This window comes from Streptomyces sp. NPDC126503 (genome assembly GCF_040302405.1).
Classification (GTDB): Bacteria; Actinomycetota; Actinomycetes; order Streptomycetales; family Streptomycetaceae; genus Streptomyces; species Streptomyces gulbargensis.
The window spans coordinates 23206-44142 of the sequence record NZ_JBEORS010000016.1; the positions used below are offsets into that span (position 1 = coordinate 23206).

Sequence of the window (20937 nt, forward strand, 5' to 3'; positions counted from 1 at the left end):
TCATGGCCCGCCGCCTCACCGCCGCCGAGCGTCTCGCCGCCGCGACCGCCGACATCCGCCTGGAGACCTTCGCCGACCAGTCGTCGTGGGACCGGTTCCTCGTCGAGCAGGCGGTTCTCCACTTCGGCACCCGACACGCCGAGTTTTCTGCCAACGACGTTCGAGATGTGCTGCCCGAGCTCGGCCACGGCTACCTCGGCGCCGCCATCAGCAGCCTCCACGGCGGCGGCATCATCCGTGCCACCGGCCAGACCGTCCCCTCGACCCTCGATTCCACCCGCGGCCACCGCATCTTCGTCTGGGAACTCACCGCCCGCGGCCGGGCCATAGCCGCTGCCCGGGCCGCCGCACGACAGCAGCCCGCCGCATGAGCCGCTCCGACCGCCGGCAACGGGAGATCGCCGCCCGCTGGATCCTCATCGACCTCGAACGCTGGCAGAACGCCCACAACCGCCGCACCTGCGAAGCCATCTGGAACCTCCCCGCACCCCAGCCGAACCGGAAGGAGAACAACCGATGACCAGCCTCCAGGCCCTGCGCGCCGCCCAAGCCCGCCGGGCCCGCCTCCGCCGGCGCCTCATCGCCTACGGCCAGTGGCAGCCCTTCGTCGACGCCCAACCCGCCCGCGCCCACGTCGAAGCCATCCGCGCCACCGGCATGAGCATCGCCAGCATCGTCAAGCACACCGGCGTCAACATCGGCACCATCGACCACCTCATCTACGGCAAAAAGCCTTACCCGCCCGCCGCGAAGATCCGCCCCGAGAACGCGGAGGCCATCCTCGCCTACTGGCCCGTCCTCGACGACTACGACGACGGCGCCGTCATCGACGGCACCGGAACCCGCCGCCGCGTCCAGGCCCTGGCCCTCATCGGTTGGCCTCGCCGCTCCATCCATCAGCACGTCAACCACATCAGCGTCCAGGCCGTCGAGAAACTGCGCACCAAGGAGAGGGTCACCGCCCGCACCGCCCGCGCCGTCCGCGACTTGTACAACCGGGTCTCCGAGCAGCCGGCCGAAGCCCACGGTGTTACCCCCTGGGTAGCGGCCCGGACTCGCCGCAACGCGGCCAAGCTCTCCTACGCGCCGCCGTCGGCCTGGGATCCCGACACCATCGACGACCCGAACGCCATCCCCGACTGGACCGGGTACTGCGGGACGGACCGGGGCTGGTGGAGCCACCGCCTCGAGAACATCCCCGTTTGCCCTCCCTGTGCCGACGCCCACGCCGCGTGGCTCGCCAACATCAAGCACGTCAGCCTGCCGGAGCGGTCCAGGCTCCTGGCGCACGCACGGGCCCAGGCGTCCAACCGCGCGGCCGCCGTCGCCGAGAACGCCCGGGAGCTCCTGGACTGGGGCGAGACCTACGAGACCGCCGCTCTCCGCCTTGGCATCAGCCGCAACCACCTCTACCAGGCGATGCTCCGCCACCCCGAGCAGACCGCCGCCTAGACCACCACCAGTCAGAGAGAAGACCTTCATGGGCTACCAGCTTCGCCGCGATCTCCGCGAGGCATTGGGACCGGGCATCAAGGGTCTGCAGCGTGCGGTCGCCCTGGAGATCGCCGATGACGCCAACGACAGAACCCGCGAGTCGATCGTGAAGCTCGAGACCCTCGCCGTTTGGACGGGCGCCGGAAGCACGGACGTCGTCCGCAACGCCCTCAAGCGTCTGTCGGAAGCCGGCTGGGAGTTCCGTGTCCCGATCGGCGAGGGGCGGGACGGTCGCACCCTCTTCGCCATTCCCGGCGTTCGGATGACCTTCAAGGTCCCCCTGTTCACTATCGAAGGGGGAGCAGGGGCTCCCTCTAAGGGGGAGCAGGGGCTCCCTCATGGGGGAGCAGGGGCTACCCCTCAACCCCCAGAAGGGGGAGCAGGGGCTCCTTCAGAAGGAGCAGGGGCTCCTTCTGAAGGAGCCGGGGCTCCCCCCTACTCCTCACCCCCTCACTCCCCTCAAGAAGAAGAAGCATCTACGGCAGGGGGAGCCACCGCTTCACCTTCGCCTGCGGCGCGAACTCTCACCGACGCCGAGAAGCAGGAGTTCGGCAACTTCTGGCTTCTCCACCCCAAGAGCAAGAACCAGGACAAGACCCGAGAGCTCTGGACCGCAGCCGTACTCAACGGTGTCGACGCCTCCCACATCACCCAGGCCGCTGCCGCCTACGCCCGAGAAGTCGCCGGCGAGGAGTTCCGGTTCATCAAGCAGTCCGACAACTGGCTCCGCGACCGGCGCTACCTCGACAAGCACGCCCCCGAGCCCTCCGGCAAGCCGAACCTCCGCGCCATCCCCGGTGGAGCCGGCACCTACCGCCCCCACCCCGCCACCGGCGCCGCAGCCCCCGCGCCCACCGCAGAGGACTACGAGAAAGCGAATCCCTTCTGATGACCACACCCGAAGACCGGCGCCGACGGCACGACGCCGAACAGGCCGACGCCCGAGCAGAGATCCGCAGCCAGACCCTCGACCGCTACATCTCCCGTCGGCCCAAGGCATTCACCGCGGAAGGGGACATCCGAAGCGAAGTCCGCCAGTGGGTCGACAACTACCTCGACGGCGCCACCGCCTCACTGCTGCTCCTCGGTGAACCCGGCACCGGCAAGACCTGGCACCTCTGGAAGATCGGCGAACTCCTCATCCGTCGCGGCTGGCAGCAGCGCTACTACATCGTCAGCGACTTCGACTTCAAGCTCGCCGCAGACCGGCCCGTAGACCACGACCGGCTCCGCACCTGGGCCGAGGCCCCACTCCTCGCCCTCGACGACCTCGGTGCCAGCCAGCTCTACCCCTGGACCGTCGACGCCATCGCCCAGCTCATCGACGCCCGCTGGCAGAACCAGCTCCCCACCCTCATCTCCACGAACCTGCTCACCCTTGAGCCGCTCGGCGCCCGCACCATGTCGCGCTTCGCCGACGGCGGCTCTACAGCAGTCAAGTTCACCGGAACCGACTACAGGAGGTCCGCCGCATGACCCTCGACTACGACGAGCCGCCCGTCGATGACAGGACCGGCCCGCCCCCGCCGCCGTTCGACCTAGACGCAGAAAAAGCCGTCCTCGGCTCGATGATCATCTCCGCTCGGGCCGCCGAAGAGGTGATTGAGATCCTCAAGCCCGCGCACTTCTACCGCACCATCCACGAGACGATCTACGAAACGCTCGTCGACCTTCACACCAACGGCGAGGCGCACGACCCCATCGCTCTCGGCAACCGCCTGGAGAAGGACGGGGAACTCAGGCGCTGCGGCGGCAGGCACTACCTGTTCGAACTCGTCAACGCCGTCCCCACCGCCGCCCAGGCCGAGACGCACGCCGAAATCGTTCGCGAGAAGGCCGCCCTGCGGCAGGTACTCGAAGCCGCTACCGGGATGACCCGGAGTGTTTACGGCCGCGAGCACGCGCCCGACGAGATCGTCCAGAACGCCTTCGACACCCTCGAAGGCCTCGCCGGCCTCACCGACCCCGGAACCGACGACCTGTCCGTCGGAGTCGACATCATGGACACCGTCGCCGAGGTCGTCGACATCCGCCAGAACGGGCCCAAGGAAGGCCTCACCACCGGCTTCACCGACCTCGACGACCTCACCGGCGGACTCCAGCCCGGCCAGGTCATCCTCATCGCAGCCCGCCCCGCCATGGGCAAGTCCGTCCTCGGCGGTGACTTCGCCCGCCACACGGCGATCCGGAACAACATCCCCACCCTCGTTTTCTCACTCGAGATGGGGCGTAAAGAACTCGAGAAGCGGTTCCTGTCCGCCCAGGCCCGCTATCCGCTCCACTGGATGAAGCACAAGGGGCCCGTCGACGACGCGGCAGTCGCCCGGCTCATCAACGCCGGCAAGGACATGCAGGCCTCGCCCCTGCACATCGTCGCCGACACCGGCATCACCCTCGCCAAGATCCGCTCTCATTGCCGACGCATCCAGCGACGCCAGGGACTGGGCCTCGTCGTCATCGACTACCTGCAGCTCATGGGCGGCGAATCGACGGGCTCCAACGACAACCGGCAGCAGGAAGTGTCCCGGATCAGCCGCGGCCTCAAGACCCTCGCCATGGACCTGCAGGTCCCGATCGTGGCCCTGTCGCAGTTGAACCGTGGACCCGAGCAGCGGCAGGACAAGCGGCCCATGGTGTCCGACCTTCGAGAGTCCGGGTCTCTCGAGCAGGACGCCGACGTCGTGATCCTCCTGCATCGCGAGGACGCCTACGACAGGGAGTCTCCGCGCGCCGGGGAAGCTGACCTGATCGTGGCCAAGCATCGCAACGGGCCGACCGCCACGATCACCGTCGCCTTCCAGGGGCACTACGCCCGCTTCGTAGACATGGCCCTCACATGAGTACCGACAAGGACGACATCGCTGCGCTGCGGGAACAGGGTGACCTGATCGACTACATCAAGTCGCTCACCGGCCGGCCACCGAAGCAGCGGACGTCATCGGACGCCGATGCCCCCTGCTACCACATCCCCCGCCCCGGGGCCTGGCCCTGCGGCACTGCCGCGACCGGCCCCACCCCGCCGCCCTGCAGCGAATGCGCCTCCAGCGGCTGGACCATCACACCCCAGGAGACACCGTGACCGACCCCACCACACCGTCCGTGAAGCCCCTCACCGACCCCGAGATGGAGGGCACGTACTTCGGCATCCCTGTCGCCTACTTCGGCGAGGAGGGCAACATGCTCGCCCTCGGCCACCACACCCCCCGCCGCGCGCTCGCCGCGTTCAACCGGCACGCCCGCGTGCAGTGCGGCCTTCACAACCTCGCCGACGACCCGCAGGCCGACATTGAGGACTGGATCGGCGGCATCCGGACGGAGTGGATTCTGTTCAGCGCGCCCGACGAGCCGGACTACCTCTGGTTCGGGCGCCCGGTCGTGGAGGGGACGCCCGGCGCTCTGCCCGTCACCCTCCTCATGGCCTGACCCGGTCCCACCGCAAGCCCATGGAGCACCCGATGCTGAACACGCCCATCCCGCGTGACCTGTGCCCCACCCACCGGCAGATGGCCTTCAACTGGCGAGAGAACCACTACGACTGCCGCAACCCGGGCGAGTGGCCGACCGGCAAGTCCGTCTCGTACCGGACCCGCATCATCGACAGCCGCACCAGCCACGAGCAGCGCGAACGCTGGTTCGACGAGAAGAACCAGGAGCAGATCGACCTGGTCGTCCAGGTTTGCCGGTCTGGCCGATCGCCGCAGTGCACGCCGGCCGTGGAGGTTCCGGGCCCGCGCCCGGTAGTCGACGTCCACCTGCCCGCCGCCTGATCACGCAGATGCCCTCCCCGCTCGCGGACATCGAGCGGGGAGGGCCCCCCGACCCTACCCACCCCAGGAGCAACCCATGACCGCTGGCGTCATCCCGGTCATCCGCTGCGACTACCGCGACGCCGACGGCGAGCAGTGCGACCGCGAGCGCGGAGCGCCCGTTCACATGCCGCACCACCGCGCGCTGCGGGCCTTCCTCCGCGAGCAGGGGTGGCGCCGCCGTCGTGACGGCCGCGACCTCTGCCCAGACCACGCCTCCGCCTGATCCGTCCACGCCCGACAGGAGCCACACCCCATGACCGACACCGCCCTCGCCGAGATCCGCACCGCCGTCGACAGACTGCGCGCCCTCGCCACCGCCGCCGCCCACGATGGGGACCGCACCCGCTGGGAAGTCGGCCACACCCTCGGCAGTAAGTCCCGCGTCGTCGTCGACAACCACGAGCAGCCCACCGTCCTCATCGAGACCTGGGCAGCACACCGCGAGCAGGTCGATGACTATCTCGCTGCCTTCGCCTCCCCGGCGGTCGGCCTCGGCGTGGCCCTGCTGCTGGAGAGGACCGCAGACGAGATCGCCGACTGCGGGGGCTTCGCCACCGGACCGGTTGACGGGCCCATGAACGACCGGGATCACAACGCCTGGTCCGCTGCCCTCGCGGTCGCACGCCAGATCAACGCCGCCTGATCGCCCGCCTCGGGGCCGTCCCTCGCCCGGGCGGCCCCCACACCCCGGAGACCCACCATGTACCGCTTCTCGCACTCCGACTCCGACAGCAGCCTGACCGCCGAGGCCGTCACCCTCCGCCCCGGCCGGCCGAACGCCGAACAGGCCGTCATGATCCGCACCAGCCGGGGCGTCGCCGTGTACGTCGTCCTCGACCGGCTGGAGGAACTCTTCGCGGGCATCCGGGCCGAGGCTGGACAGCCTGCCCCCGCCGCCCGGCAGGCCACCGGACAGGCCGACATCGAGGCCGTCCCCACCCCCGAGGAAGGCATCGAGGACGCCCGGAAGGCGATGCAGCACGTCCTGCAGCTCTTCCTCGACCGCGTCCCCCGCGACGAACTGGACGCCGAGACCATGGCCGACTCGCTCGCGGACGCCCTCTCCGACGGGCTGACCGAGCTGTACCGCACCGCCGCCCGCGCCGAGACGGCCGCCCCCGTGGTCGGGCAGCCGGCCGCAGCACCCGCCGACGAGGCCCACCTGGCCGACATCACCCTGATCGTCCAGCGGCGCGGCGCCGCCGGCTGGCTCATGAGCAGCACCCACTACGACCTCGCTGACCGCGACCAGGCCCTCGCCTGCCTCGCCCGGCGCCGCAAGCAGTTCCCCAACAACGATCACCGCCTCGTGCGGGAGACGACCACCTGGACCGTGGAGGACGTGGAGCCCGGCACCTGGGTGCCGCAGTACGGCCGCCCCCTCACCCCCGAGGAGCAGGCCGCCGAGACCCTGGCCGCAGCCGACACCGTGGAGGACGAGACCCGATGACCCAGCCCACCGCCACCGACGACCTCCGCGTCATCGTCCGCACCACCCTCCACGACAAGGGCATCAGCCAGGCCGAAGCCGCCCGACGCCTCGGCCTGTCGGCGAAGTACATGAGCCAGATGCTCACCGGCCGGGCCCCGCTCACCCTCGGCTGGGCAGAGAAGATCCTCGCCCTGTGCGGGAAACGGCTCGCCGTCCGGGCCGTCGCCGCACGCAACCACCGCCGCGCTGCCGGGGAGGCCCGCTGATGCCCACACCCGCCCACCCGCAGCGCGTCCAGTACCAGGGCGAGAAGACCGTCCACGCCGCCAGGCCCATCCTCGCCGGCGGCCACAACACAGCCTGCCTGACCTGGCTCGACGACGCGGACGACCGTCTCCGCTGGCTCCCCGACACCACCACCGTCACCTGCCCGGCGTGCGAACGCCGACTCACGAAAGCAGCCACCCGATGACCCAGCCCGAACCCGGCCAGATCTACCGGTCCTGCAAGCCCGGCTACGAGGACTTCCGCATCCGCATCACCTCCGTCGGCGCCGAGAGGGTCAGCGCCGTCTCCGTCGACGGCGGATGGACGCTCCTCAATCCGCCTCTGATCCGCCAGCTTCACGCCAGCCCGACCACCAAAACCGGCACGTCCCGCCGCACCGGCTACGTCCTGGAGACACCGTGACCCAGCCCGAACCGACCGTCGACAGCATCTGGCGATCCCGGTACACCACCGGCCTCCGCGTCCTCGTCACCGACATCAACGACTTCGGCGTTCGGATCGCCGTGCTCGACCCCACCACGGGCCAGCCGCGCGGTCGGGGCCGCTGGACACCCATCCGCATGCTGCAGAACGCCTACACCCAGGAGACGTCGTGACCACAGCCCTCACCGTCCTCGCGTGGCTGGCCGCCATCTGGATCGCGCTCAGCATCCTCGGTGGCTGCCACGCCCTCTACCGCTTCTGGAAGGACTGGCGATGACCCAGCCCGAGCCCGAGCCGCTCGACTCTGACGAGCAGGCGTTCCTCGACCTCCACGAGGCCCGAGCGTTCCCCCTCGCCGACCACGGACGGTCCCCCGCCCGCCGCGACATCCCCCACCTCCGCCCCATCAACAACGTCCTGGAGGGACTGTGACCGGCCGCATCCCCGTCACCGTCCAGGGCCTCCGCGGTGACGACGCGGAGATCACCACCCCCACCGGCATCGAGCGGTACCGCGCAGCCGACATCGCCGTAGCGCTCGGCGTCAGCGTCGGCCAACTCCCCCAGGCCAGGCTCACCGCCCGCCGCGACTCCCGCGGCCGGCTCTACGACTGGGCCCCCGCCACCTGACCACCCGCCGGCCGCCCCGACCACCCGGGGCGGCCCCCACCGCAGGAGCCACCGTGAGCAAGCCGACCGTCGACCAGCTGCTGAACCTCGCCGACCGGGCCGAGTACGGCGGCGGCCTCACACAGGCCGAAGCCGACCGGCTCCGCGCCGGCATCGCGGCGCTGAGCGCGAGTGAAGCCGCCCTTACCGCCGATAAGGCGTCGCTGATACACCGGCTCAGGGCCTACACCCGCCAGTCCCGCAGTGAGACGGCCGCAGATCTCACGGCAGTTCACCGCCTGGTCGCCCGCAGCGCGCTACGAGGCGTCAGCCACCTGCCCGTCTGGGCCGTTGCCGCCGCGAGTGGGGCACCCATACCCCACCGTTACTCGCGGGCGGAACAGAACGGGCCCGAGAGGGGGCCTGAGCGCCCGCCTAAGCGCCTCGCAGGCTTCCGGGGCACTCCTGGGACTTGAGCCCCAAGAACGCCAGCGAGGCGCCCCGTCCCGCGAACCAGACCCATGACCCACCCGCACCGCCCCGAACGGAGCCCGCCGTGAACGACCTCGACACCTGCCTCCGCTGCCGACGCGACCTCCGCGACCACGAGGCCGGCAGGTACCTGTGTGAGCGCTGCGAGACTCATGCGGCCCGCGCGCTCACCGAAATCCCCGGGCTCTACAAGCAGCTCGGCACCCAGCTCCAGCGCGGCGCTGGTACCGCGCCGGCCGTCTCCGGCAGCAAGGCCGCGCCCGTCCCGCTGCGGCTCGACATCCTCGACCTCCAGATGGAGAAAGGGCCCATCCTTGGAGTCCTCCAAGGGTGGGTGCGGGACTGGGAGTTCTACGGGCACGCCGAGCTCGCCGAAACGAACACCCTCCAGGAACGCGTCGCGGGTGCCTGCCGCACCCTCCGCTACAACCTTGGCTGGGCCGTCACCCACCATCCCGCCGTCGATGAATTCGCCGACGAGGTGCTGTCCGCGCACCGCACCCTCGCCCGCGTCACCACCGGCGAGACCCCGCCCCGCCGGATCGCCGTCACCTGCCCCTGCCAGCAGACCCTGCGCATCACCCTCGACACCCGCGGCGTCACCTGCCCGAACTGCGGCACCGGCTACGGACACAGCGACGTTCTCCGGCTCCCGCTCGCCGAACGCCGGGCCGCAGCATGAACACCCCGCCGGCCAGCTCGACGATCCCTCGCCATCGATCCTGATGGCCACGCCTACATTCCGGCCGCCGCCGTTAGCCTCTTCCTTCGGGCCATAGCCACCTGCTGTCAGAACCTCGTCGGCGACCCCGAATACACGCTCGCCGACATCGCCGTCGTCCTCGCACAGGAAGCCGACGCCATCGACTGCCGAGCCATCGAACGGGCGCGGTGACTACTCGCCGGGCAGTCGGCGGGCCAGGTCCGACGCGAGCTGGCCCGCCGCCGCACCCCGCGGAGAGAGGTCGAGCTGTTCCAGCAGGAACAGGTGCCGAATGGCCGCCCGCGCCTCTTCCAAGGTCAGCAGCGGCAGGCGGGGCGCATCCGGATAGTCGCCGGTCACAGGCTCAGAAGTCTCCACAACCAGACAACCGGCCGGCGACGATCCAGGACACGGGCTCGGTCACACAGCCTTGACCGTTAGCGTCGATCGTTAACCCGAACCGTTAGCGTTCACCGTTAACCCGGATCGTAAGAACGCTAACGTTTTGCGCTACGGTGGAAACACGATTGGTGATGCCACCGGAGGGCCTGGATGAGCAGCGAACCGTGGACGATCGAACGGATCTCCGGAGCTCTCGGGAACCCCACTCTCACCAAGCGCTTCCTCAGCGAGATCAACCGGGCACCTGCCCACCAGCTCCTCACCGTCTTCGCCAAGTGGGAGCGCATCGCGAAGGACACGATCGCCGCCGCCGAGAGAGGCCGGCAACTCGCCGCCTACGACGCCTGCGGCGAAGAACCCCCCGGCCCCTGGGTCGACGCCACAGCCAGAACGCAGGCCATCGCCGATCGCTCCCAGGCCAGCGGAGCCGCCTGACCTCGTCGGTTCATCCGACAGTCGGCAACCCGCTACCCTGTGTCGCGGAAGGGTCACTGTTGCTGCCCAGTGATTTCGCCGCACCCACGCGGGTGCCCGGAAATCAAGGACCACCGCCTTGCAGTACCGGCTCAAGTACGACCCGGCAGCCGAAGCCGTCCACGAAGCGATGCCGCACGGCCCCAGCGAAACCCTCACACTCGCCCTCGCCGCCGCATGCGAGAACCCCCTCGCTGCCACCCAGCCCTACGGCGAAGACGACGGCGTCATCCGCACCCTCGTCACCGACGACGCCTTCGCCGTACTCCTCATCGGCGACACCCTGAAGACCGTGACCGTGCTGCAGGTCAGCTACCTCGGTTGACGCTCGCCACCCATCGAACAGAGCACCCCTTTCGGCTCCCGGATGGTGCGATCACGGGCGGCGTCTGCCTAACCTGGGAATCCGCCCGCAGGGGGGCCCTGGGAGGTACGGATGCCCCGCCCGCTGTGGACCGGCGCCGTGTCGTTCGGCCTGGTCACGGTACCGATCAAGCTCGTGGCCGCGACCGAATCGCATGACGTCTCGCTGCGCCAGGTGCACCTGGAGGACGGCGGCCGCATCCGCTACCGGAAGGTCTGTGAGGTCGACGGCCAGGAGCTGGGCGAGGACGAGATCGGCAAGGGCTACGAGATCTCCAAGGACAACGTCATCCCGATCACCGACGCCGATCTCGCGGGCATGCCGCTGCCGACGGCGAAGGCGATCGAGATCGTGGCGTTCATCGACCGGTCCGAGGTCGACACGCGGCAGTTCGGCGCCGGCTCGTACTACCTCACGGCCGACGGGCCGGTCGCCGCGAAGCCGTACACGCTGCTCCGCGAGGCGTTCAAGCGGAGCGAGAAGGTCGCGGTGGCGAAGTTCGCCCTGCGCGGCCGCGAGCGCCTCGGCCTCCTCCGCCCCCTCGGCGACGCGCTGCTGCTGTCCGGGCTGCACTGGGCGGATGAGATCCGCTCCCCCGCCGAGCTCGCCCCGCCCGCCACCGAGGTCACCGAGCAGGAGATCCACGGCGCCCTCGCCCTGATGGACACGCTCAGCACCGAGCACCTGGCCGACCTGGACACCACCGACCACTACACCGAGGCCCTGCACGAGCTGATTGCCGCCCGGGCCGAACACCGCGCCCCCCACCCCGTCGAGGCCGAACCGGCTCACGCGCCGGTCATCGACCTCATGGCCGCGCTGGAGGCGTCCGTCGCCGAGGCGAAGCAACGCCGCGGCGAGGCCCCGGCCGGCGGGGGTGAGGCGACCGTGCACGAGATGCCCGCCCCGGCGAAGAAGACCACCGCGAAGAAGGCGAGCAAGAAGGCCCCGACGAAGAAGAAGGCGGCCGACAAGAAGACGGCGCCGCGGCGCCGGAAGTCCGCCTAGGGGAAGTCGAGCTCCCCGGCCGCCGGCCGGGCGGGCGGCTTGTCGATGCCGAGGCTGCCCCACGGGGCGCACACCTCGCACATCTCCAGATCCGGGTACTCCTCCACCGCCGCCATGACCCTCTCCGCGTCGAGGAGATCCCCGAAGCCGTGCCGGGCCAGGCCGCAGTTTCCCCGGTGGAGCACCGGATGCCCCTCCACGGCCCGGGACGCGGTGACAGTCCACGACCGCTCCCGGCGGGCGGCCTCCCAGCGGCGCCGCTCGTCTTCTTCCTGCTGCTCCAGGTCCCGTATCGCGCGTTCGGTGGCCGCGGTCTGGTGCCTCAGCCACGCCAACACGGTCCGGTGCTTCTCCAGCCGCTCCGGGATCGACAGGTCCATCACGGCCACCACTCTCAGGCCGCCGCGGCGGCCGGCGCCTCCCCGGCCGCGGCCAGGACATCCGGGTGGGACTTCAGCGCCATCCGGGCGGCCACCAGCTCGGGCCCGCGCTCCAGCCCGTCCCAGTACGGGTGCGTGACGACGGCCTCGGACAGGTCCCGGCACATGAGACGCAGCCGCTGCTCCTCCACGATCTGCTCGGGGGTGTAGCCGGGCGACGGCTCACGCCCGCCCGTCACCTCGCCGGTGTGGGGGTGGGCGGTGCCCGGCCACCCGGGAAGAGGCTCGACCGACCACGGCAGCGTCTGGCACAGCTCCTGATACTCGGCGCAGGCCCGGTGCAGGTCCGCCTGGGCGCGCTTCAGATCGTCGGGGAAGTCGTTCGTCTCAGCCACACCAGAAACATACGCCTGTTCGAATTACGGAAGCCAGTCACGGCGCCGACCTGCGCTAACAGTCACCCGTCCGGGCCAGGGCGCGACGAAGCCCGCCACCGGACAGGTGGCGGGCTTGCGCGCAAGTTCAAACGGCAGCGATGAGCAGTGCCGCCACCCCCAGCCACGCCACATGCCAGCTCTGGTCAAGCGCATACGCTCCCGTCCCCAGCGTCGGCGCATACCGGCCCTCAGCCGTCACCGGATGCGCCGCATGCCCCGGCGTTCCCAGGCTGTAGAACTCCGCCTTTCCGCACACCCGTGCCAGCTTCTGCAGCGTCGTCCGCCGATCAGCCCAGTAGTGCGACACCGCATCCACCCCCAGCCCCAGCGTCAGCCCCGCCGCCGACAGCGGCAGATCCAGCAGCAGGACGACCGGGGCCAGCGCGACACCTTTCGTTGCCGTCAGGCCGGCCACGTGCCGGCCGCACGCCAGACGGCCCGCCCAACCCGGCAGCCCCTTCGACGCGGCCTGGCAGGATGACTGCACCCAATGATCACCCACGGCGTGGCCGACCCACAGGGCGATGAACACGGCAGCGAATACAGCAGCGGACTCGTGCATGATGGAACCTCTCTGGTCTGGTGACGGTTCAGGGAGAGCGGGGGCCGTGCGCCTGGCAGTGAACGGCCCCCGCAGTCAGTTCTCGTGCGGGTAGGTGCCGGTGCGTACCCAGCCCTCCCACTCGGTCGGTTCGGCCGGCGGCAGGGTGCCCTTCTGGCGGCGGGACGCGACCGTCGTGCGGGACAGGCCCAGGGACGTGGCGATCTCGGCGTGGCTCGCGTCGGGCATTTGGCGCAGTGCCGCGTCCTGCACTCCGCCCAGCTGCCGCATCAGCTGTGACACGTCGGTGAGGACCGGCCACCATTCGGCGCGACTCTTACCCATGCGCAGGTCGGCGGCGGCCCACAGGGCTCGGCCGAGCGCGGCCATGAGGGCGTCGGCGTCGCTGCCGAGCATTTCGGTTTCGATGGCGGTGAGCTTGAGGCCGATGGTGCGGCCTCCGTCTCCGGTTGGCTGGCTGGTCATTTCCATGGCGTTCCTCCCGAGTGGTGTACGAACCTCGTACACCCTGGACTGTACGAGGTTCGTACAGCGAGAGTCGAGGGGGCATGAAGCCTGCCACCGGACAGGTGGTGGGCGACTGGGGCAGGACGGCCAGGCGGCGGTGATCAGCAGTCCCTCCGGATCCGGGACGATGGGTAGCGCGTCTGTTCTGATAGGAGCAGGTAGCGTTGCTCTAGATAAATTCACCCCGAAGGAGGTCATGTGCCACGTAAGCCCGGCGCGCCGCTGCGGTACCGAGAGATTGCCGACGGCCTACGTCGGCGCATCGAGGAGGGAGAGTTCCCGCCTGGCGCCAGGCTGCCCACGGAACGCGCCCTGGTGAACGAGTACACAGCCTCGCCAGGGACGGTCCGCGCCGCCCTTGGCGCTCTGCGCGATGAGGGCCTCGTGGAGTCCCGCGTGGGATCAGGGTGGTACGTCCGCAGCTGGCGCCCAATCGTCCGCAACGCCCTCAAGCGCCTCTCGGCGGATCAGTGGGGGGAAGGGAACTCCATCTGGGGCGTGGATATCGACGACCGAGAGCTCGTCGCCGACGGCGTACAGATCGAGCACCTGCCGGCGGGCCCGGAGATCGTCCAGGTGCTGGGCCTGAGTGAGTCCGATCTCGTGTGGCGGCGATCGCGACGCTACCTCGTTGACGGTGTGCCGGTCCTTCGTTCGGCGTCCTACATCCCCGACGACCTGGCGCATGGCACGAGGATCACTCAGGTGGACACGGGCCCGGGTGGCGTGTACGCACGCCTAGCAGAGGCTGGGTTCAAGCCGATGCGATTCCGCGAGGATCTGCGGTGTCGCATGCCCTCGGCCTCCGAGATGGATGACCTGCAGCTGGCGGGATCAACCCCTGTCGTGGAGCTGGTTCGATACGCATACGACGCGACCGGCAGGGTGGTGGAAGTGAACCGCATGATTCTGGACGCTTCCCGCTACCTGCTCCGGTACGACTTTCCGTCCTGACCTGCACCTTAGGCCCCCACCGCGCGACGGTGGGGGCCTTTTCGTTGGCTCGAATCCCTCTAATTGCTTCAGAGCAGCTTGATTGCTCCATAGCAATCTGGTTCTATCTAGGTGTCAGCCCCAGTCGACCTCCACGGGGAGCACCTAGTGACACCTATGCCTGCCGCCCCACCGAGCGGCTACATGACCACCGGGCAAGCCGGCGCCCGCATCGGCGCCACCTCGAACTACGTCCGCGAACTCATCCGCGCCGGCCGCATCGAGGCGATCGACATCAGCACCGGAACCCGCCCGAGCTACCGCGTTTCAGAGGAGTCCCTCGCCAAGTTCCTCCGCGAGCGGATCGTTGTACGGGAGGTGGCGTGATGCTTCCGCCTAACGCAGAGTCCAGCACTTTCGCCCGCCTGCTCTCGGCCCCGCTGCCGGAGCTGCTGGCTGAAGCGAACGCAGAGATCATGGACGCGCCGTCAGAGCTGGAGGCTTTCGAGGGGGTCGCCCTGCGGTCACCGAAGGGCTCCATCCAGGTCGTCCTGCCGAAGGCGCGTAGCGCCCGGTTCCGCGACACGATGGCCCGCCGACTGGTTGGCCAGCTCCTCGGCGCGGACCTGCTGCCGATGTCCGCGCTGGACGTCCACACGTTCGGCGGTGCCCGGTGAAGGCCGCGGCGCCGGGCCGCCGGCTGGTCCTGGTCGGGAAGAAGACGGGTCGTGGCCCGCTGGTTATCGTCCGCCCTCGCCCGGCCGCGCCTGAGGCGCCCGCCACCCCGGCTCGGTGATCGCGATGCTGGACATGTCCGCGGCCGACATCGCCGCCCACGAGGCCGCCTCGTACGTTCGCCGCTCCCCTGCCCGTCGCACGGCCGCCACGCCGCTGACGGACGAGGAGCGGGAGGAGCTGTCGAAGAAGCTCGCCGAGGTCAACAAGCGCTCCACCGGCGGCCGGTGATGGCCCTCTACACCGGCACCCTGCCGACCCGACTCCTCAACGACCAGCAGATCCGGCCCGGGTCGTGGCCGACGTGGGGTCACGTCCGCCGCGAGTTCGACCGCCACAGCGAGGACCGGAAGACGCTCGCCGAACTGGCCGCCTCGATCCGCAAGGCCGGGCAGCGCGAGCCGGTCGACCTCGAAGTCGACGACGACGGGTTCGGCGTCCGGCTCGCGGACGGCCACCACCGGGCCCTCGTGCTGATGGACCTCGGGATCGCCGAGTTCACCTTCACCTGGTGCGAGGTCGGCTTCTGGTCCGTGAAGAAGCAGCGCAAGCCGTTCCCGTACCACCTGCTGGGCCTGTAGCCCAGCCCCCTTCACTCCGGGCCCACAGCTGTCCTACGTCCGCCGACGGCCCGGTGCGCAACCACCGTTCACTCAACAAAGGAGCAACCATGCCGACCATCCGTTCTCCGTGGGGCGAGACCCTCAACCTCGACAAGATGTGCGACGGGCACCTCGAGAGGTTCGCCATGAACATCGACGACTACGGCGACATGTTGCTGGCGGAGAAGGTGTTGAAGTTCCGGAACAACCGCATGAAGAAGAAGCCGTTCCACTGCGGTTACGCATCCTGCTGCGGCCGGTAGACGCCACTCCGCCGCCCCCTCTAGCCGCCGGGGCCGGCAGTCCATCCCCCGCCCGCCGGCCCCGGCACCCATCCCTTCCCGCGCATCTGCCATGAGGAGATTCGCCATGCCCGGATTCGCCATCACCACCACGCTCGGAGACACCTACCGCGAGGGGCAGCGCGCTGATGCCGTCCCGCTCCTCGCCGCGCTCGGCGCCGGCACCGAGACCCTCGACCGCTTCGACCACGAGGCCGACTACGTGGTCCTGCACTTCGGTGACTACACGATCAGCATCCCCGAGTCCCGCATCGACCAGATCGCCGAGCGTTCCAAGGCCTGAACCCCAGCCCCGGACCCGGCGTGACGCTGCCGGATCGGATCCGGCCCGGGGCACTCCACCCGACCACCCCACACCGCCACAAGGAGACTCGCCATGCCCGCGTTCGCCCTGATTCCGTCCGATGGCCCGTCCGAGCAGCAGCTCGCCGAGATCGAGGCCGGTGTCCGCGCCTCTGTGGTCGCCGACTTCCTGACCGCTGTCCGCACCAACGACCTGCTGGGCCGATTCGCCGCCGAGTACCTGGCCGACCAGATCGACGCCTCCACCCCGGACGGGCCGCGGCTCCGCGACGAGCTCGCCGGCCTCAACCAGCCCGCCGCCGCCTGACCACCGCCGACCCCACCGAAGGAGCCCGTCATGGGCCTGTTCAACCGCCGCAAGCCCGCCCCGACGTCCGAGCCGGTCCGAGTGCCCAGCCCCGAAGAGATCGACGAAGCGGGCCGTCGGCTCGCCGCCGGAGACCAGACCCTCGCCGACCAGCTGGCCAACGGCGCCGGCGAACACAGCCAGTGGGTCGCCCTGCAGATCCTCGCCGCATCCGTCGACCACACCACCGAGGAGTCCTGATGGGCAGCGCGTGGCGTGACGCCCGCACCATCGCCGACCTCGGGCAGAACATGGCCGGCTGGCTGGAAGGCCGAGTCCCGTCCTGGCCCGGGTACGACGGCCCGTTCGGCCAGGAGGAGACGAACGGCGCCCGGCACCTCGTCCCGACCCTGATCGCCGCCAACAACGCCGGGTTCGTCACCATCAACTCCCAGCCCGGAGAGACCGGCGACGGCTACCGGCAGCGGGCATCCGTCGACGGCATCGTCCACGACCACAGCCCGCTCCTCGACCGACTGCTCGCCCTCCAGAACCAGGGCTTCACGGTGGTCCGCGGCTGGCCAAAGCAGCAGCACGTCATCACCGAGCAGGACGGCCAGCCGTTCACCACGTTCGGCGGCTGGCGGTGGCGCCGCAACGACATCCACCACATCTGGCGAGGCGTCGGCCACCGGGCCCGCCGCGAACTGCGCGAGCACGGCACCACCATCCACATCTACGACCCCGTATGGGGCCGCGATGACCGCCTGTGGCCCGCACTGGCGGGAGCGGTCCGGTGAGCATCGGCTGGCTGATCGGCCTCACCAGGGCCCGCGTCTTCCTCATCTTCGCCGGCCTCGCCTGGCTCGCCGGACTGGACGCCCCGTTCCTCGTCCGCCTCATGCTCGTCGGCCTCGCCGCCGCCGCAGTCGCCTTCGACGGGCTCCTCGACGAACAGCGAATCGCCCACTCCACCAAGACCGCCACCATCCCGCCGCAGCGCGTGAACACCACCTGACCAGGAAGGAAGCGATCACCGTGAGCATCACGCCCATCGACAAGGTCAACGGGCACGCGCTGCCCGAGACCTCGCACGCAGAATCGTGGGCGAGGGCCGGCATCGCCGACGCCGAAGCCGAAGCGATCCGCGCCCGCACCGCTGCCGAGCTGGAGGAGCGCCGCCTCAAGGCGGAGGCTGAAGCAGAGGCCATCCGCCTCAAGGCCGCCGAGGACGCCGAGCGCATGCGGATCGCGAACGAGCGCGCCGCCCTCCGCCTGGAGCGGGAGAAGGCCACCGAGCTCGCCAAGATCGCCGAGGCGAACCGCAAGAAGGAAGCCGAGGAGCGCGCCGCGGCCGAAGCCCGCGAACAGGCCGCCGCCGCGAAGAAGGCGGAAGCCGAGTCGCAGCAGGCCGTCGAGAGTGCCACCAACCGGTGGCGGTGGACCGCGAAGGGCTTCTACGCCCTGTGCGCCGCCGTGGCCCTCCCGGTACAGATGGCCGCGTTCTACGAGCCGGACGCCAAGTACCTGATCGTCGCGCCAGTGTTCATCGAGGTCATCGCTCTCGTCGCGCTCATCGGCGCCGCAGCCGCCGTCACCGCTGGCCGCCCGCACTGGCACTATCGGCTCGTCGCTTGGGCCGGCGCCCTGGCCGCCGCCACCATCAACATCGTCCACGGCCTCGACGCGTTCGACGAGGCGACCGCGTTCGGAACCGCCCTCGCGTCGATCGCCGGACCCGGCATGTGGGACCTTCACGAGCACGGCCGCATCGTCCGCCGGGACGGGCGCCTCACCTGGCGGCAGCGGCGGGCGGAGGCTAAGGCCGCCAGCAGGAAGGCAGCCGAGCAGGCCGCCGCCGACAAGAAGGCCGCCGCCCAGAAGCAGGCCGAGCAGAAGGCGGCCGAGGAGCGGGCGCGCACCCTCGCCGCACAGAGGGCGGAGCACTTCCCCAAGGTGTGGGAGCACGCCGTGAAGCTGGCTGCCTCCCTCGGCGAGACGACCGTGACCGAAGCCGTCTGGAAGCGCGCGTACAACGACATCGAAGGCACCGACCCGTCCGAGTCCGTCGACATCATCCGCGGCCGCAACGCCGCCGCCCGACGCGTCCTCGCCGCCCGCTCCGAAGCCCCCGGCAACACCCCCGTCAAGGCCACATCGATGCAGCATGGGAACCAAATGCCCCGTGCCCAGCGAGGCCCCGCGCGCAAGCCCCCGGTGCGCCGGGTCGGCGACACCCAGAAGTACGTTTCGGCCGCCCGTAAGCAGGCCTCTATCACCGCTCGCGCCGCCAGCAAGGAGGCCCAGTCGTGACCACCGCACCGCATGCGCAGCAGCCCGTCGAGCGGCCGGCGCTCACCCTCGTCAAGGACAACGCCACCGCCCCCGTCGAGGGCACGGTCGTCGAGCACCAGGGCGCTGTCGTCACCACCCGGCCCGAGTGGGCCATGTCCGCCGCCGAGCGGGCCCAGCGCGCCCGGCGCCACGCCACCGACAACTGGCTGTACCTCGGTTGGGCGGCCCGCGGCTACGGCCGTCTCGCCGCCCGCTGGGCCGACGGCTGGCGCGACGACTACCCCCAGATGATCCGCACCGCCCGCGCCAACATCGCAGCCGCCAAGGGCGACGCCGCCGCGGAACAGACCGCCAAGCGCACCGTCAAACAGCTCCGCGAGGCCTACACCCACCACCGGCTCGTCTACAGCGCCAAGACCGGCGCCTGGGTCGGCACCACCGGACTCGCCAGCGGCACCGCCATCACCACCGGAGGCGTATGGACCAGCATCGTCCTCGGCATCGCAGCCGTCGCCTACGGAGCCTGGCGCGGCCAGCCCGCCGCCGTCGCCGCCGAAGACGACCCTGGCCGCATCGAAATCCTGGCCGCTGACGGCGAACCGTTCCCCATCGCCGACGCCACCACCCGCACCGAAGCCGCCGAATGCGTCCGCCGCGCCCTCGTCTCCGAAGGCATCGCGGTCGCCGAAGTTGAAGCCGGCCGCCGCTACGACTGGGGCTGGGAGATCAACGTCCGCCTCAAGAAGGGCACCCCCGCCGACCTCATCGCCAAGGCCGGCGACCTGGAGACCCCGCTCGACCTGCCCGTCGACGGCCTGCTCTGTCAGCCGCTGCGCACCAGCAGGGCCCGCGCCACCCTCCGCCTCGTCGAAGGCGACCCGTTCGTCAAGATGCCTGCGCTGCCGGACCGGGCCCCGAACAGCCTCCGCCTGCGGGACCGAGCCCTGCTCGCGCTGCGGATGGACGGTCAGCCGACCGAGATCAGCTTCCTGGGCCTGCACTGGATCGTCATCGCCTCCAGCGGCGGCGGTAAGTCCGTGACCATGCGGTCCATCGGTGACGTCCTCACCGCCTGCGAGGACACGGTCGTCATCGACCTCGACCCCGGCGGCAACGGCCTCGAACCCCTCGCCGACGCCGTAGGAGTGCGGGTCGTCGGTGCCGACCAGATGCACATCATCGAGGCCGTCCTGGAGAAACTGCTGAAGATCGCGAAGGCCCGGGCCACACTGCTCGGCAAGCTCGGCATGGACGACAACTGGATCCCGTCCCGCGAATACCCCGCGATCATCGCCCTCATTGACGAGTACCCGCAGCTCTCCCAGAAGGCGAAAGCGCTCGTCGTCGCCATCCTCCGCGTCGGCCGCAAGGCCCGCGTCCAGATCGGCCTCGCCGCCCAGGAAGCCACCAAGGACTCCATCGGAGCCGCCATCGCCGACAGCATCGCCCTGAAGATCGTCGGCCCGTCCCGGCACCAGGACATCGTGCAGGTCCTCGGCGCCGGAGCAGGCGCCAACGGCTGGCGGCCCGACCGCCTCCACCCCGCCCAGGGCGAAGACCCCGCCGACGCCGGCAAGGCCTACATCATGGGCGGCGGCTCCGCCGACCCCCTCATCCACAAAGTCATCGCCATGACCCGCGAGCAGGGCAAGGAGCGCGCCGCCGCCCGAGCCGCCGCCGGCCGCCCGTGGATCGACGACATCTCCCTGCAGACCGCCGGCGTCACCTTCGACGACCTCCACACCGTCAAGCCGACCACCGCCCTCCCCGAGGCCGTCGAACTCGCCCGGCTCGCGTTCACCGCCGCCGGCGACCCCGAGCGGATGACCAGCGAGGAGATCTACGAGTACGTCTCCTCCGCCTCCGAGACCTGGGCACCCCAGGACGACGAGGACCAGGCAAAGGCCATGACCCGCTTCCAGGACGCCCTGCGCAAGCAGGCCGCACAGATCAACCCCGACGCCGACATGAAGACCAAGCAGTGGCGCGGGGGCCGCGGCTACTACCTCTCCACGATCACCTCCCTCGCCGCCGAATAACCCCTCCAGTGGCATCTGGCGGGTGTGACGCCGCAGGTCACGGCCGTGACGCCCCCCGT

Annotated in this window: 41 protein-coding genes; 36 read left to right on the forward strand and 5 right to left on the reverse strand. The window is 70.2% G+C overall.

The window, feature by feature from the left end; genetic code table 11:
- Window positions 1–2 precede the first annotated feature (2 nt).
- The 20 genes from ABTY40_RS20785 (at window position 3) to ABTY40_RS20880 (ending at window position 9228) form a co-directional block, all read left to right on the forward strand.
- The gene (locus ABTY40_RS20785; protein WP_352060882.1) at window positions 3–371 is read left to right on the forward strand and encodes a hypothetical protein; all 369 of its coding nucleotides are present in this window, start codon (window positions 3–5) and stop codon (window positions 369–371) included.
- The gene (locus ABTY40_RS20790) at window positions 368–520 is read left to right on the forward strand and encodes a hypothetical protein (RefSeq protein ID WP_352060883.1); all 153 of its coding nucleotides are present in this window, start codon (window positions 368–370) and stop codon (window positions 518–520) included. Before ABTY40_RS20785 ends, ABTY40_RS20790 begins: the two co-directional genes overlap by 4 nt.
- Window positions 517–1452 carry a hypothetical protein gene (locus ABTY40_RS20795; RefSeq protein ID WP_352060884.1) on the forward strand — a complete coding sequence of 312 codons (936 nt, stop codon included), beginning with the start codon at window positions 517–519 and terminating at the stop codon, window positions 1450–1452. The genes ABTY40_RS20790 and ABTY40_RS20795 overlap by 4 nt, the downstream gene beginning before the upstream one ends.
- A gap of 28 nt (window positions 1453–1480) precedes the next feature.
- On the forward strand, window positions 1481–2383 hold the full coding sequence (locus ABTY40_RS20800; protein ID WP_352060885.1) for a hypothetical protein: 903 nt from the start codon (window positions 1481–1483) through the stop codon (window positions 2381–2383).
- The gene (locus tag ABTY40_RS20805; RefSeq protein ID WP_352060886.1) at window positions 2383–2970 is read left to right on the forward strand and encodes an ATP-binding protein; all 588 of its coding nucleotides are present in this window, start codon (window positions 2383–2385) and stop codon (window positions 2968–2970) included. The genes ABTY40_RS20800 and ABTY40_RS20805 overlap by 1 nt, the downstream gene beginning before the upstream one ends.
- A complete protein-coding gene (gene dnaB / locus ABTY40_RS20810; RefSeq protein WP_352060887.1) occupies window positions 2967–4334 on the forward strand; it encodes a replicative DNA helicase in 1368 nt (455 codons plus the stop codon). Before ABTY40_RS20805 ends, dnaB begins: the two co-directional genes overlap by 4 nt.
- The gene (locus tag ABTY40_RS20815; RefSeq protein ID WP_352060888.1) at window positions 4331–4573 is read left to right on the forward strand and encodes a hypothetical protein; all 243 of its coding nucleotides are present in this window, start codon (window positions 4331–4333) and stop codon (window positions 4571–4573) included. The genes dnaB and ABTY40_RS20815 overlap by 4 nt, the downstream gene beginning before the upstream one ends.
- A complete protein-coding gene (locus ABTY40_RS20820; RefSeq protein WP_352060889.1) occupies window positions 4570–4917 on the forward strand; it encodes a hypothetical protein in 348 nt (115 codons plus the stop codon). The genes ABTY40_RS20815 and ABTY40_RS20820 overlap by 4 nt, the downstream gene beginning before the upstream one ends.
- Before the next feature lie 32 nt (window positions 4918–4949).
- Window positions 4950–5261, forward strand: a complete 312-nt coding sequence (locus ABTY40_RS20825) for a hypothetical protein (RefSeq protein ID WP_352060890.1) — start codon at window positions 4950–4952, stop codon at window positions 5259–5261.
- Window positions 5262–5337: 76 nt separating this feature from the next.
- Window positions 5338–5526, forward strand: a complete 189-nt coding sequence (locus ABTY40_RS20830; RefSeq protein WP_352060891.1) for a hypothetical protein — start codon at window positions 5338–5340, stop codon at window positions 5524–5526.
- Window positions 5527–5556: 30 nt separating this feature from the next.
- Window positions 5557–5946 (forward strand): hypothetical protein, encoded by a 390-nt coding sequence (locus ABTY40_RS20835; RefSeq protein ID WP_352060892.1) that lies wholly within the window; start codon window positions 5557–5559, stop codon window positions 5944–5946.
- Between the two features lie 57 nt (window positions 5947–6003).
- Window positions 6004–6753 carry a hypothetical protein gene (locus tag ABTY40_RS20840; protein WP_352060893.1) on the forward strand — a complete coding sequence of 250 codons (750 nt, stop codon included), beginning with the start codon at window positions 6004–6006 and terminating at the stop codon, window positions 6751–6753.
- Complete coding sequence (locus ABTY40_RS20845) at window positions 6750–7001, forward strand: helix-turn-helix domain-containing protein (protein WP_352060894.1); 252 nt, start codon at window positions 6750–6752, stop codon at window positions 6999–7001. Before ABTY40_RS20840 ends, ABTY40_RS20845 begins: the two co-directional genes overlap by 4 nt.
- A complete protein-coding gene (locus tag ABTY40_RS20850) occupies window positions 7001–7207 on the forward strand; it encodes a hypothetical protein (protein ID WP_352060895.1) in 207 nt (68 codons plus the stop codon). Before ABTY40_RS20845 ends, ABTY40_RS20850 begins: the two co-directional genes overlap by 1 nt.
- Window positions 7204–7425 carry a hypothetical protein gene (locus tag ABTY40_RS20855; RefSeq protein ID WP_352060896.1) on the forward strand — a complete coding sequence of 74 codons (222 nt, stop codon included), beginning with the start codon at window positions 7204–7206 and terminating at the stop codon, window positions 7423–7425. Before ABTY40_RS20850 ends, ABTY40_RS20855 begins: the two co-directional genes overlap by 4 nt.
- Entirely contained in the window at window positions 7422–7619 is a 198-nt protein-coding gene (locus ABTY40_RS20860; protein WP_352060897.1) for a hypothetical protein, read from the forward strand. Before ABTY40_RS20855 ends, ABTY40_RS20860 begins: the two co-directional genes overlap by 4 nt.
- A gap of 100 nt (window positions 7620–7719) precedes the next feature.
- Window positions 7720–7878: a hypothetical protein gene (locus ABTY40_RS20865; protein WP_352060898.1), complete on the forward strand. Its 159-nt coding sequence runs from the start codon at window positions 7720–7722 to the stop codon at window positions 7876–7878.
- Window positions 7875–8075: a hypothetical protein gene (locus tag ABTY40_RS20870; protein WP_352060899.1), complete on the forward strand. Its 201-nt coding sequence runs from the start codon at window positions 7875–7877 to the stop codon at window positions 8073–8075. The genes ABTY40_RS20865 and ABTY40_RS20870 overlap by 4 nt, the downstream gene beginning before the upstream one ends.
- Window positions 8076–8128: 53 nt before the next feature.
- Window positions 8129–8530: a hypothetical protein gene (locus tag ABTY40_RS20875; RefSeq protein ID WP_352060900.1), complete on the forward strand. Its 402-nt coding sequence runs from the start codon at window positions 8129–8131 to the stop codon at window positions 8528–8530.
- An 80-nt stretch (window positions 8531–8610) separates the two neighbouring features.
- Entirely contained in the window at window positions 8611–9228 is a 618-nt protein-coding gene (locus ABTY40_RS20880; protein ID WP_352060901.1) for a hypothetical protein, read from the forward strand.
- A 213-nt stretch (window positions 9229–9441) separates the two neighbouring features.
- On the opposite strand, the gene ABTY40_RS20885 is transcribed toward ABTY40_RS20880, so the two are convergent.
- On the reverse strand, window positions 9442–9609 hold the full coding sequence (locus ABTY40_RS20885; RefSeq protein WP_352060902.1) for a hypothetical protein: 168 nt from the start codon (window positions 9607–9609) through the stop codon (window positions 9442–9444).
- Between the two features lie 192 nt (window positions 9610–9801).
- Between ABTY40_RS20885 and ABTY40_RS20890 the strand changes: the two genes are divergently transcribed.
- The 3 genes from ABTY40_RS20890 (at window position 9802) to ku (ending at window position 11497) form a co-directional block, all read left to right on the forward strand.
- A complete protein-coding gene (locus tag ABTY40_RS20890) occupies window positions 9802–10086 on the forward strand; it encodes a hypothetical protein (RefSeq protein ID WP_352060903.1) in 285 nt (94 codons plus the stop codon).
- 118 nt (window positions 10087–10204) lie between these two features.
- Window positions 10205–10450, forward strand: coding sequence for a hypothetical protein (locus ABTY40_RS20895; RefSeq protein ID WP_352060904.1), 246 nt, complete (start codon window positions 10205–10207; stop codon window positions 10448–10450).
- A 111-nt stretch (window positions 10451–10561) separates the two neighbouring features.
- Complete coding sequence (gene ku / locus ABTY40_RS20900) at window positions 10562–11497, forward strand: non-homologous end joining protein Ku (protein WP_352060905.1); 936 nt, start codon at window positions 10562–10564, stop codon at window positions 11495–11497.
- Here the strand turns inward: ku and ABTY40_RS20905 are convergent.
- The 4 genes from ABTY40_RS20905 to ABTY40_RS20920 form a co-directional block, all read right to left on the reverse strand.
- Window positions 11494–11877 (reverse strand): DUF6233 domain-containing protein, encoded by a 384-nt coding sequence (locus ABTY40_RS20905; RefSeq protein ID WP_352060906.1) that lies wholly within the window; start codon window positions 11875–11877, stop codon window positions 11494–11496. The genes ku and ABTY40_RS20905 overlap by 4 nt on opposite strands.
- Before the next feature lie 14 nt (window positions 11878–11891).
- The gene (locus ABTY40_RS20910) at window positions 11892–12272 is read right to left on the reverse strand and encodes a DUF8825 domain-containing protein (protein WP_352060907.1); all 381 of its coding nucleotides are present in this window, start codon (window positions 12270–12272) and stop codon (window positions 11892–11894) included.
- 127 nt (window positions 12273–12399) lie between these two features.
- On the reverse strand, window positions 12400–12876 hold the full coding sequence (locus ABTY40_RS20915) for a transcriptional regulator (protein WP_352060908.1): 477 nt from the start codon (window positions 12874–12876) through the stop codon (window positions 12400–12402).
- Between the two features lie 75 nt (window positions 12877–12951).
- Window positions 12952–13341: an Lrp/AsnC family transcriptional regulator gene (locus ABTY40_RS20920; protein WP_352060909.1), complete on the reverse strand. Its 390-nt coding sequence runs from the start codon at window positions 13339–13341 to the stop codon at window positions 12952–12954.
- A 240-nt stretch (window positions 13342–13581) separates the two neighbouring features.
- Between ABTY40_RS20920 and ABTY40_RS20925 the strand changes: the two genes are divergently transcribed.
- The 13 genes from ABTY40_RS20925 (at window position 13582) to ABTY40_RS20985 (ending at window position 20878) form a co-directional block, all read left to right on the forward strand.
- Entirely contained in the window at window positions 13582–14337 is a 756-nt protein-coding gene (locus ABTY40_RS20925; protein WP_352060910.1) for a GntR family transcriptional regulator, read from the forward strand.
- A gap of 183 nt (window positions 14338–14520) precedes the next feature.
- Window positions 14521–14703, forward strand: a complete 183-nt coding sequence (locus ABTY40_RS20930) for a hypothetical protein (protein ID WP_352060911.1) — start codon at window positions 14521–14523, stop codon at window positions 14701–14703.
- On the forward strand, window positions 14703–14993 hold the full coding sequence (locus tag ABTY40_RS20935) for a hypothetical protein (RefSeq protein ID WP_352060912.1): 291 nt from the start codon (window positions 14703–14705) through the stop codon (window positions 14991–14993). Before ABTY40_RS20930 ends, ABTY40_RS20935 begins: the two co-directional genes overlap by 1 nt.
- A gap of 124 nt (window positions 14994–15117) precedes the next feature.
- Window positions 15118–15282 carry a hypothetical protein gene (locus ABTY40_RS20940; protein WP_352060913.1) on the forward strand — a complete coding sequence of 55 codons (165 nt, stop codon included), beginning with the start codon at window positions 15118–15120 and terminating at the stop codon, window positions 15280–15282.
- Window positions 15282–15632, forward strand: a complete 351-nt coding sequence (locus ABTY40_RS20945) for a ParB N-terminal domain-containing protein (RefSeq protein ID WP_352060914.1) — start codon at window positions 15282–15284, stop codon at window positions 15630–15632. Before ABTY40_RS20940 ends, ABTY40_RS20945 begins: the two co-directional genes overlap by 1 nt.
- Before the next feature lie 89 nt (window positions 15633–15721).
- Window positions 15722–15916: a hypothetical protein gene (locus ABTY40_RS20950; RefSeq protein WP_352060915.1), complete on the forward strand. Its 195-nt coding sequence runs from the start codon at window positions 15722–15724 to the stop codon at window positions 15914–15916.
- A 106-nt stretch (window positions 15917–16022) separates the two neighbouring features.
- Entirely contained in the window at window positions 16023–16238 is a 216-nt protein-coding gene (locus ABTY40_RS20955; protein WP_352060916.1) for a hypothetical protein, read from the forward strand.
- 93 nt (window positions 16239–16331) lie between these two features.
- A complete protein-coding gene (locus ABTY40_RS20960) occupies window positions 16332–16565 on the forward strand; it encodes a hypothetical protein (protein WP_352060917.1) in 234 nt (77 codons plus the stop codon).
- Window positions 16566–16595: 30 nt separating this feature from the next.
- Entirely contained in the window at window positions 16596–16805 is a 210-nt protein-coding gene (locus ABTY40_RS20965) for a hypothetical protein (RefSeq protein ID WP_352060918.1), read from the forward strand.
- Complete coding sequence (locus ABTY40_RS20970) at window positions 16805–17344, forward strand: DUF6919 domain-containing protein (RefSeq protein ID WP_352060919.1); 540 nt, start codon at window positions 16805–16807, stop codon at window positions 17342–17344. Before ABTY40_RS20965 ends, ABTY40_RS20970 begins: the two co-directional genes overlap by 1 nt.
- Entirely contained in the window at window positions 17341–17562 is a 222-nt protein-coding gene (locus tag ABTY40_RS20975; RefSeq protein ID WP_352060920.1) for a hypothetical protein, read from the forward strand. The genes ABTY40_RS20970 and ABTY40_RS20975 overlap by 4 nt, the downstream gene beginning before the upstream one ends.
- Before the next feature lie 20 nt (window positions 17563–17582).
- The gene (locus ABTY40_RS20980; RefSeq protein WP_352060921.1) at window positions 17583–18857 is read left to right on the forward strand and encodes an SPFH domain-containing protein; all 1275 of its coding nucleotides are present in this window, start codon (window positions 17583–17585) and stop codon (window positions 18855–18857) included.
- Window positions 18854–20878, forward strand: a complete 2025-nt coding sequence (locus ABTY40_RS20985; protein ID WP_352060922.1) for a hypothetical protein — start codon at window positions 18854–18856, stop codon at window positions 20876–20878. Before ABTY40_RS20980 ends, ABTY40_RS20985 begins: the two co-directional genes overlap by 4 nt.
- The last annotated feature ends 59 nt before the right edge of the window (window positions 20879–20937 follow it).

Excerpts from the sequence above, each read along its gene's own strand:
- ABTY40_RS20785 (WP_352060882.1), top strand. The coding sequence starts at position 3 with ATGGCCCGCCGCCTCACCGCCGCCGAGCGTCTCGCCGCCGCGACCGCC.
- ABTY40_RS20790 (WP_352060883.1), top strand. The coding sequence starts at position 368 with ATGAGCCGCTCCGACCGCCGGCAACGGGAGATCGCCGCCCGCTGGATC.
- ABTY40_RS20795 (WP_352060884.1), top strand. The coding sequence starts at position 517 with ATGACCAGCCTCCAGGCCCTGCGCGCCGCCCAAGCCCGCCGGGCCCGC.
- ABTY40_RS20800 (WP_352060885.1), top strand. The coding sequence starts at position 1,481 with ATGGGCTACCAGCTTCGCCGCGATCTCCGCGAGGCATTGGGACCGGGC.
- ABTY40_RS20805 (WP_352060886.1), top strand. The coding sequence starts at position 2,383 with ATGACCACACCCGAAGACCGGCGCCGACGGCACGACGCCGAACAGGCC.
- dnaB (WP_352060887.1), top strand. The coding sequence starts at position 2,967 with ATGACCCTCGACTACGACGAGCCGCCCGTCGATGACAGGACCGGCCCG.
- ABTY40_RS20815 (WP_352060888.1), top strand. The coding sequence starts at position 4,331 with ATGAGTACCGACAAGGACGACATCGCTGCGCTGCGGGAACAGGGTGAC.
- ABTY40_RS20825 (WP_352060890.1), top strand. The coding sequence starts at position 4,950 with ATGCTGAACACGCCCATCCCGCGTGACCTGTGCCCCACCCACCGGCAG.
- ABTY40_RS20830 (WP_352060891.1), top strand. The coding sequence starts at position 5,338 with ATGACCGCTGGCGTCATCCCGGTCATCCGCTGCGACTACCGCGACGCC.
- ABTY40_RS20835 (WP_352060892.1), top strand. The coding sequence starts at position 5,557 with ATGACCGACACCGCCCTCGCCGAGATCCGCACCGCCGTCGACAGACTG.
- ABTY40_RS20840 (WP_352060893.1), top strand. The coding sequence starts at position 6,004 with ATGTACCGCTTCTCGCACTCCGACTCCGACAGCAGCCTGACCGCCGAG.
- ABTY40_RS20845 (WP_352060894.1), top strand. The coding sequence starts at position 6,750 with ATGACCCAGCCCACCGCCACCGACGACCTCCGCGTCATCGTCCGCACC.
- ABTY40_RS20850 (WP_352060895.1), top strand. The coding sequence starts at position 7,001 with ATGCCCACACCCGCCCACCCGCAGCGCGTCCAGTACCAGGGCGAGAAG.
- ABTY40_RS20855 (WP_352060896.1), top strand. The coding sequence starts at position 7,204 with ATGACCCAGCCCGAACCCGGCCAGATCTACCGGTCCTGCAAGCCCGGC.
- ABTY40_RS20865 (WP_352060898.1), top strand. The coding sequence starts at position 7,720 with ATGACCCAGCCCGAGCCCGAGCCGCTCGACTCTGACGAGCAGGCGTTC.
- ABTY40_RS20890 (WP_352060903.1), top strand. The coding sequence starts at position 9,802 with ATGAGCAGCGAACCGTGGACGATCGAACGGATCTCCGGAGCTCTCGGG.
- ku (WP_352060905.1), top strand. The coding sequence starts at position 10,562 with ATGCCCCGCCCGCTGTGGACCGGCGCCGTGTCGTTCGGCCTGGTCACG.
- ABTY40_RS20905 (WP_352060906.1), bottom strand. The coding sequence starts at position 11,877 with ATGGACCTGTCGATCCCGGAGCGGCTGGAGAAGCACCGGACCGTGTTG.
- ABTY40_RS20915 (WP_352060908.1), bottom strand. The coding sequence starts at position 12,876 with ATGCACGAGTCCGCTGCTGTATTCGCTGCCGTGTTCATCGCCCTGTGG.
- ABTY40_RS20920 (WP_352060909.1), bottom strand. The coding sequence starts at position 13,341 with ATGACCAGCCAGCCAACCGGAGACGGAGGCCGCACCATCGGCCTCAAG.
- ABTY40_RS20930 (WP_352060911.1), top strand. The coding sequence starts at position 14,521 with ATGACCACCGGGCAAGCCGGCGCCCGCATCGGCGCCACCTCGAACTAC.
- ABTY40_RS20935 (WP_352060912.1), top strand. The coding sequence starts at position 14,703 with ATGCTTCCGCCTAACGCAGAGTCCAGCACTTTCGCCCGCCTGCTCTCG.
- ABTY40_RS20940 (WP_352060913.1), top strand. The coding sequence starts at position 15,118 with ATGCTGGACATGTCCGCGGCCGACATCGCCGCCCACGAGGCCGCCTCG.
- ABTY40_RS20945 (WP_352060914.1), top strand. The coding sequence starts at position 15,282 with ATGGCCCTCTACACCGGCACCCTGCCGACCCGACTCCTCAACGACCAG.
- ABTY40_RS20950 (WP_352060915.1), top strand. The coding sequence starts at position 15,722 with ATGCCGACCATCCGTTCTCCGTGGGGCGAGACCCTCAACCTCGACAAG.
- ABTY40_RS20955 (WP_352060916.1), top strand. The coding sequence starts at position 16,023 with ATGCCCGGATTCGCCATCACCACCACGCTCGGAGACACCTACCGCGAG.
- ABTY40_RS20960 (WP_352060917.1), top strand. The coding sequence starts at position 16,332 with ATGCCCGCGTTCGCCCTGATTCCGTCCGATGGCCCGTCCGAGCAGCAG.
- ABTY40_RS20965 (WP_352060918.1), top strand. The coding sequence starts at position 16,596 with ATGGGCCTGTTCAACCGCCGCAAGCCCGCCCCGACGTCCGAGCCGGTC.
- ABTY40_RS20970 (WP_352060919.1), top strand. The coding sequence starts at position 16,805 with ATGGGCAGCGCGTGGCGTGACGCCCGCACCATCGCCGACCTCGGGCAG.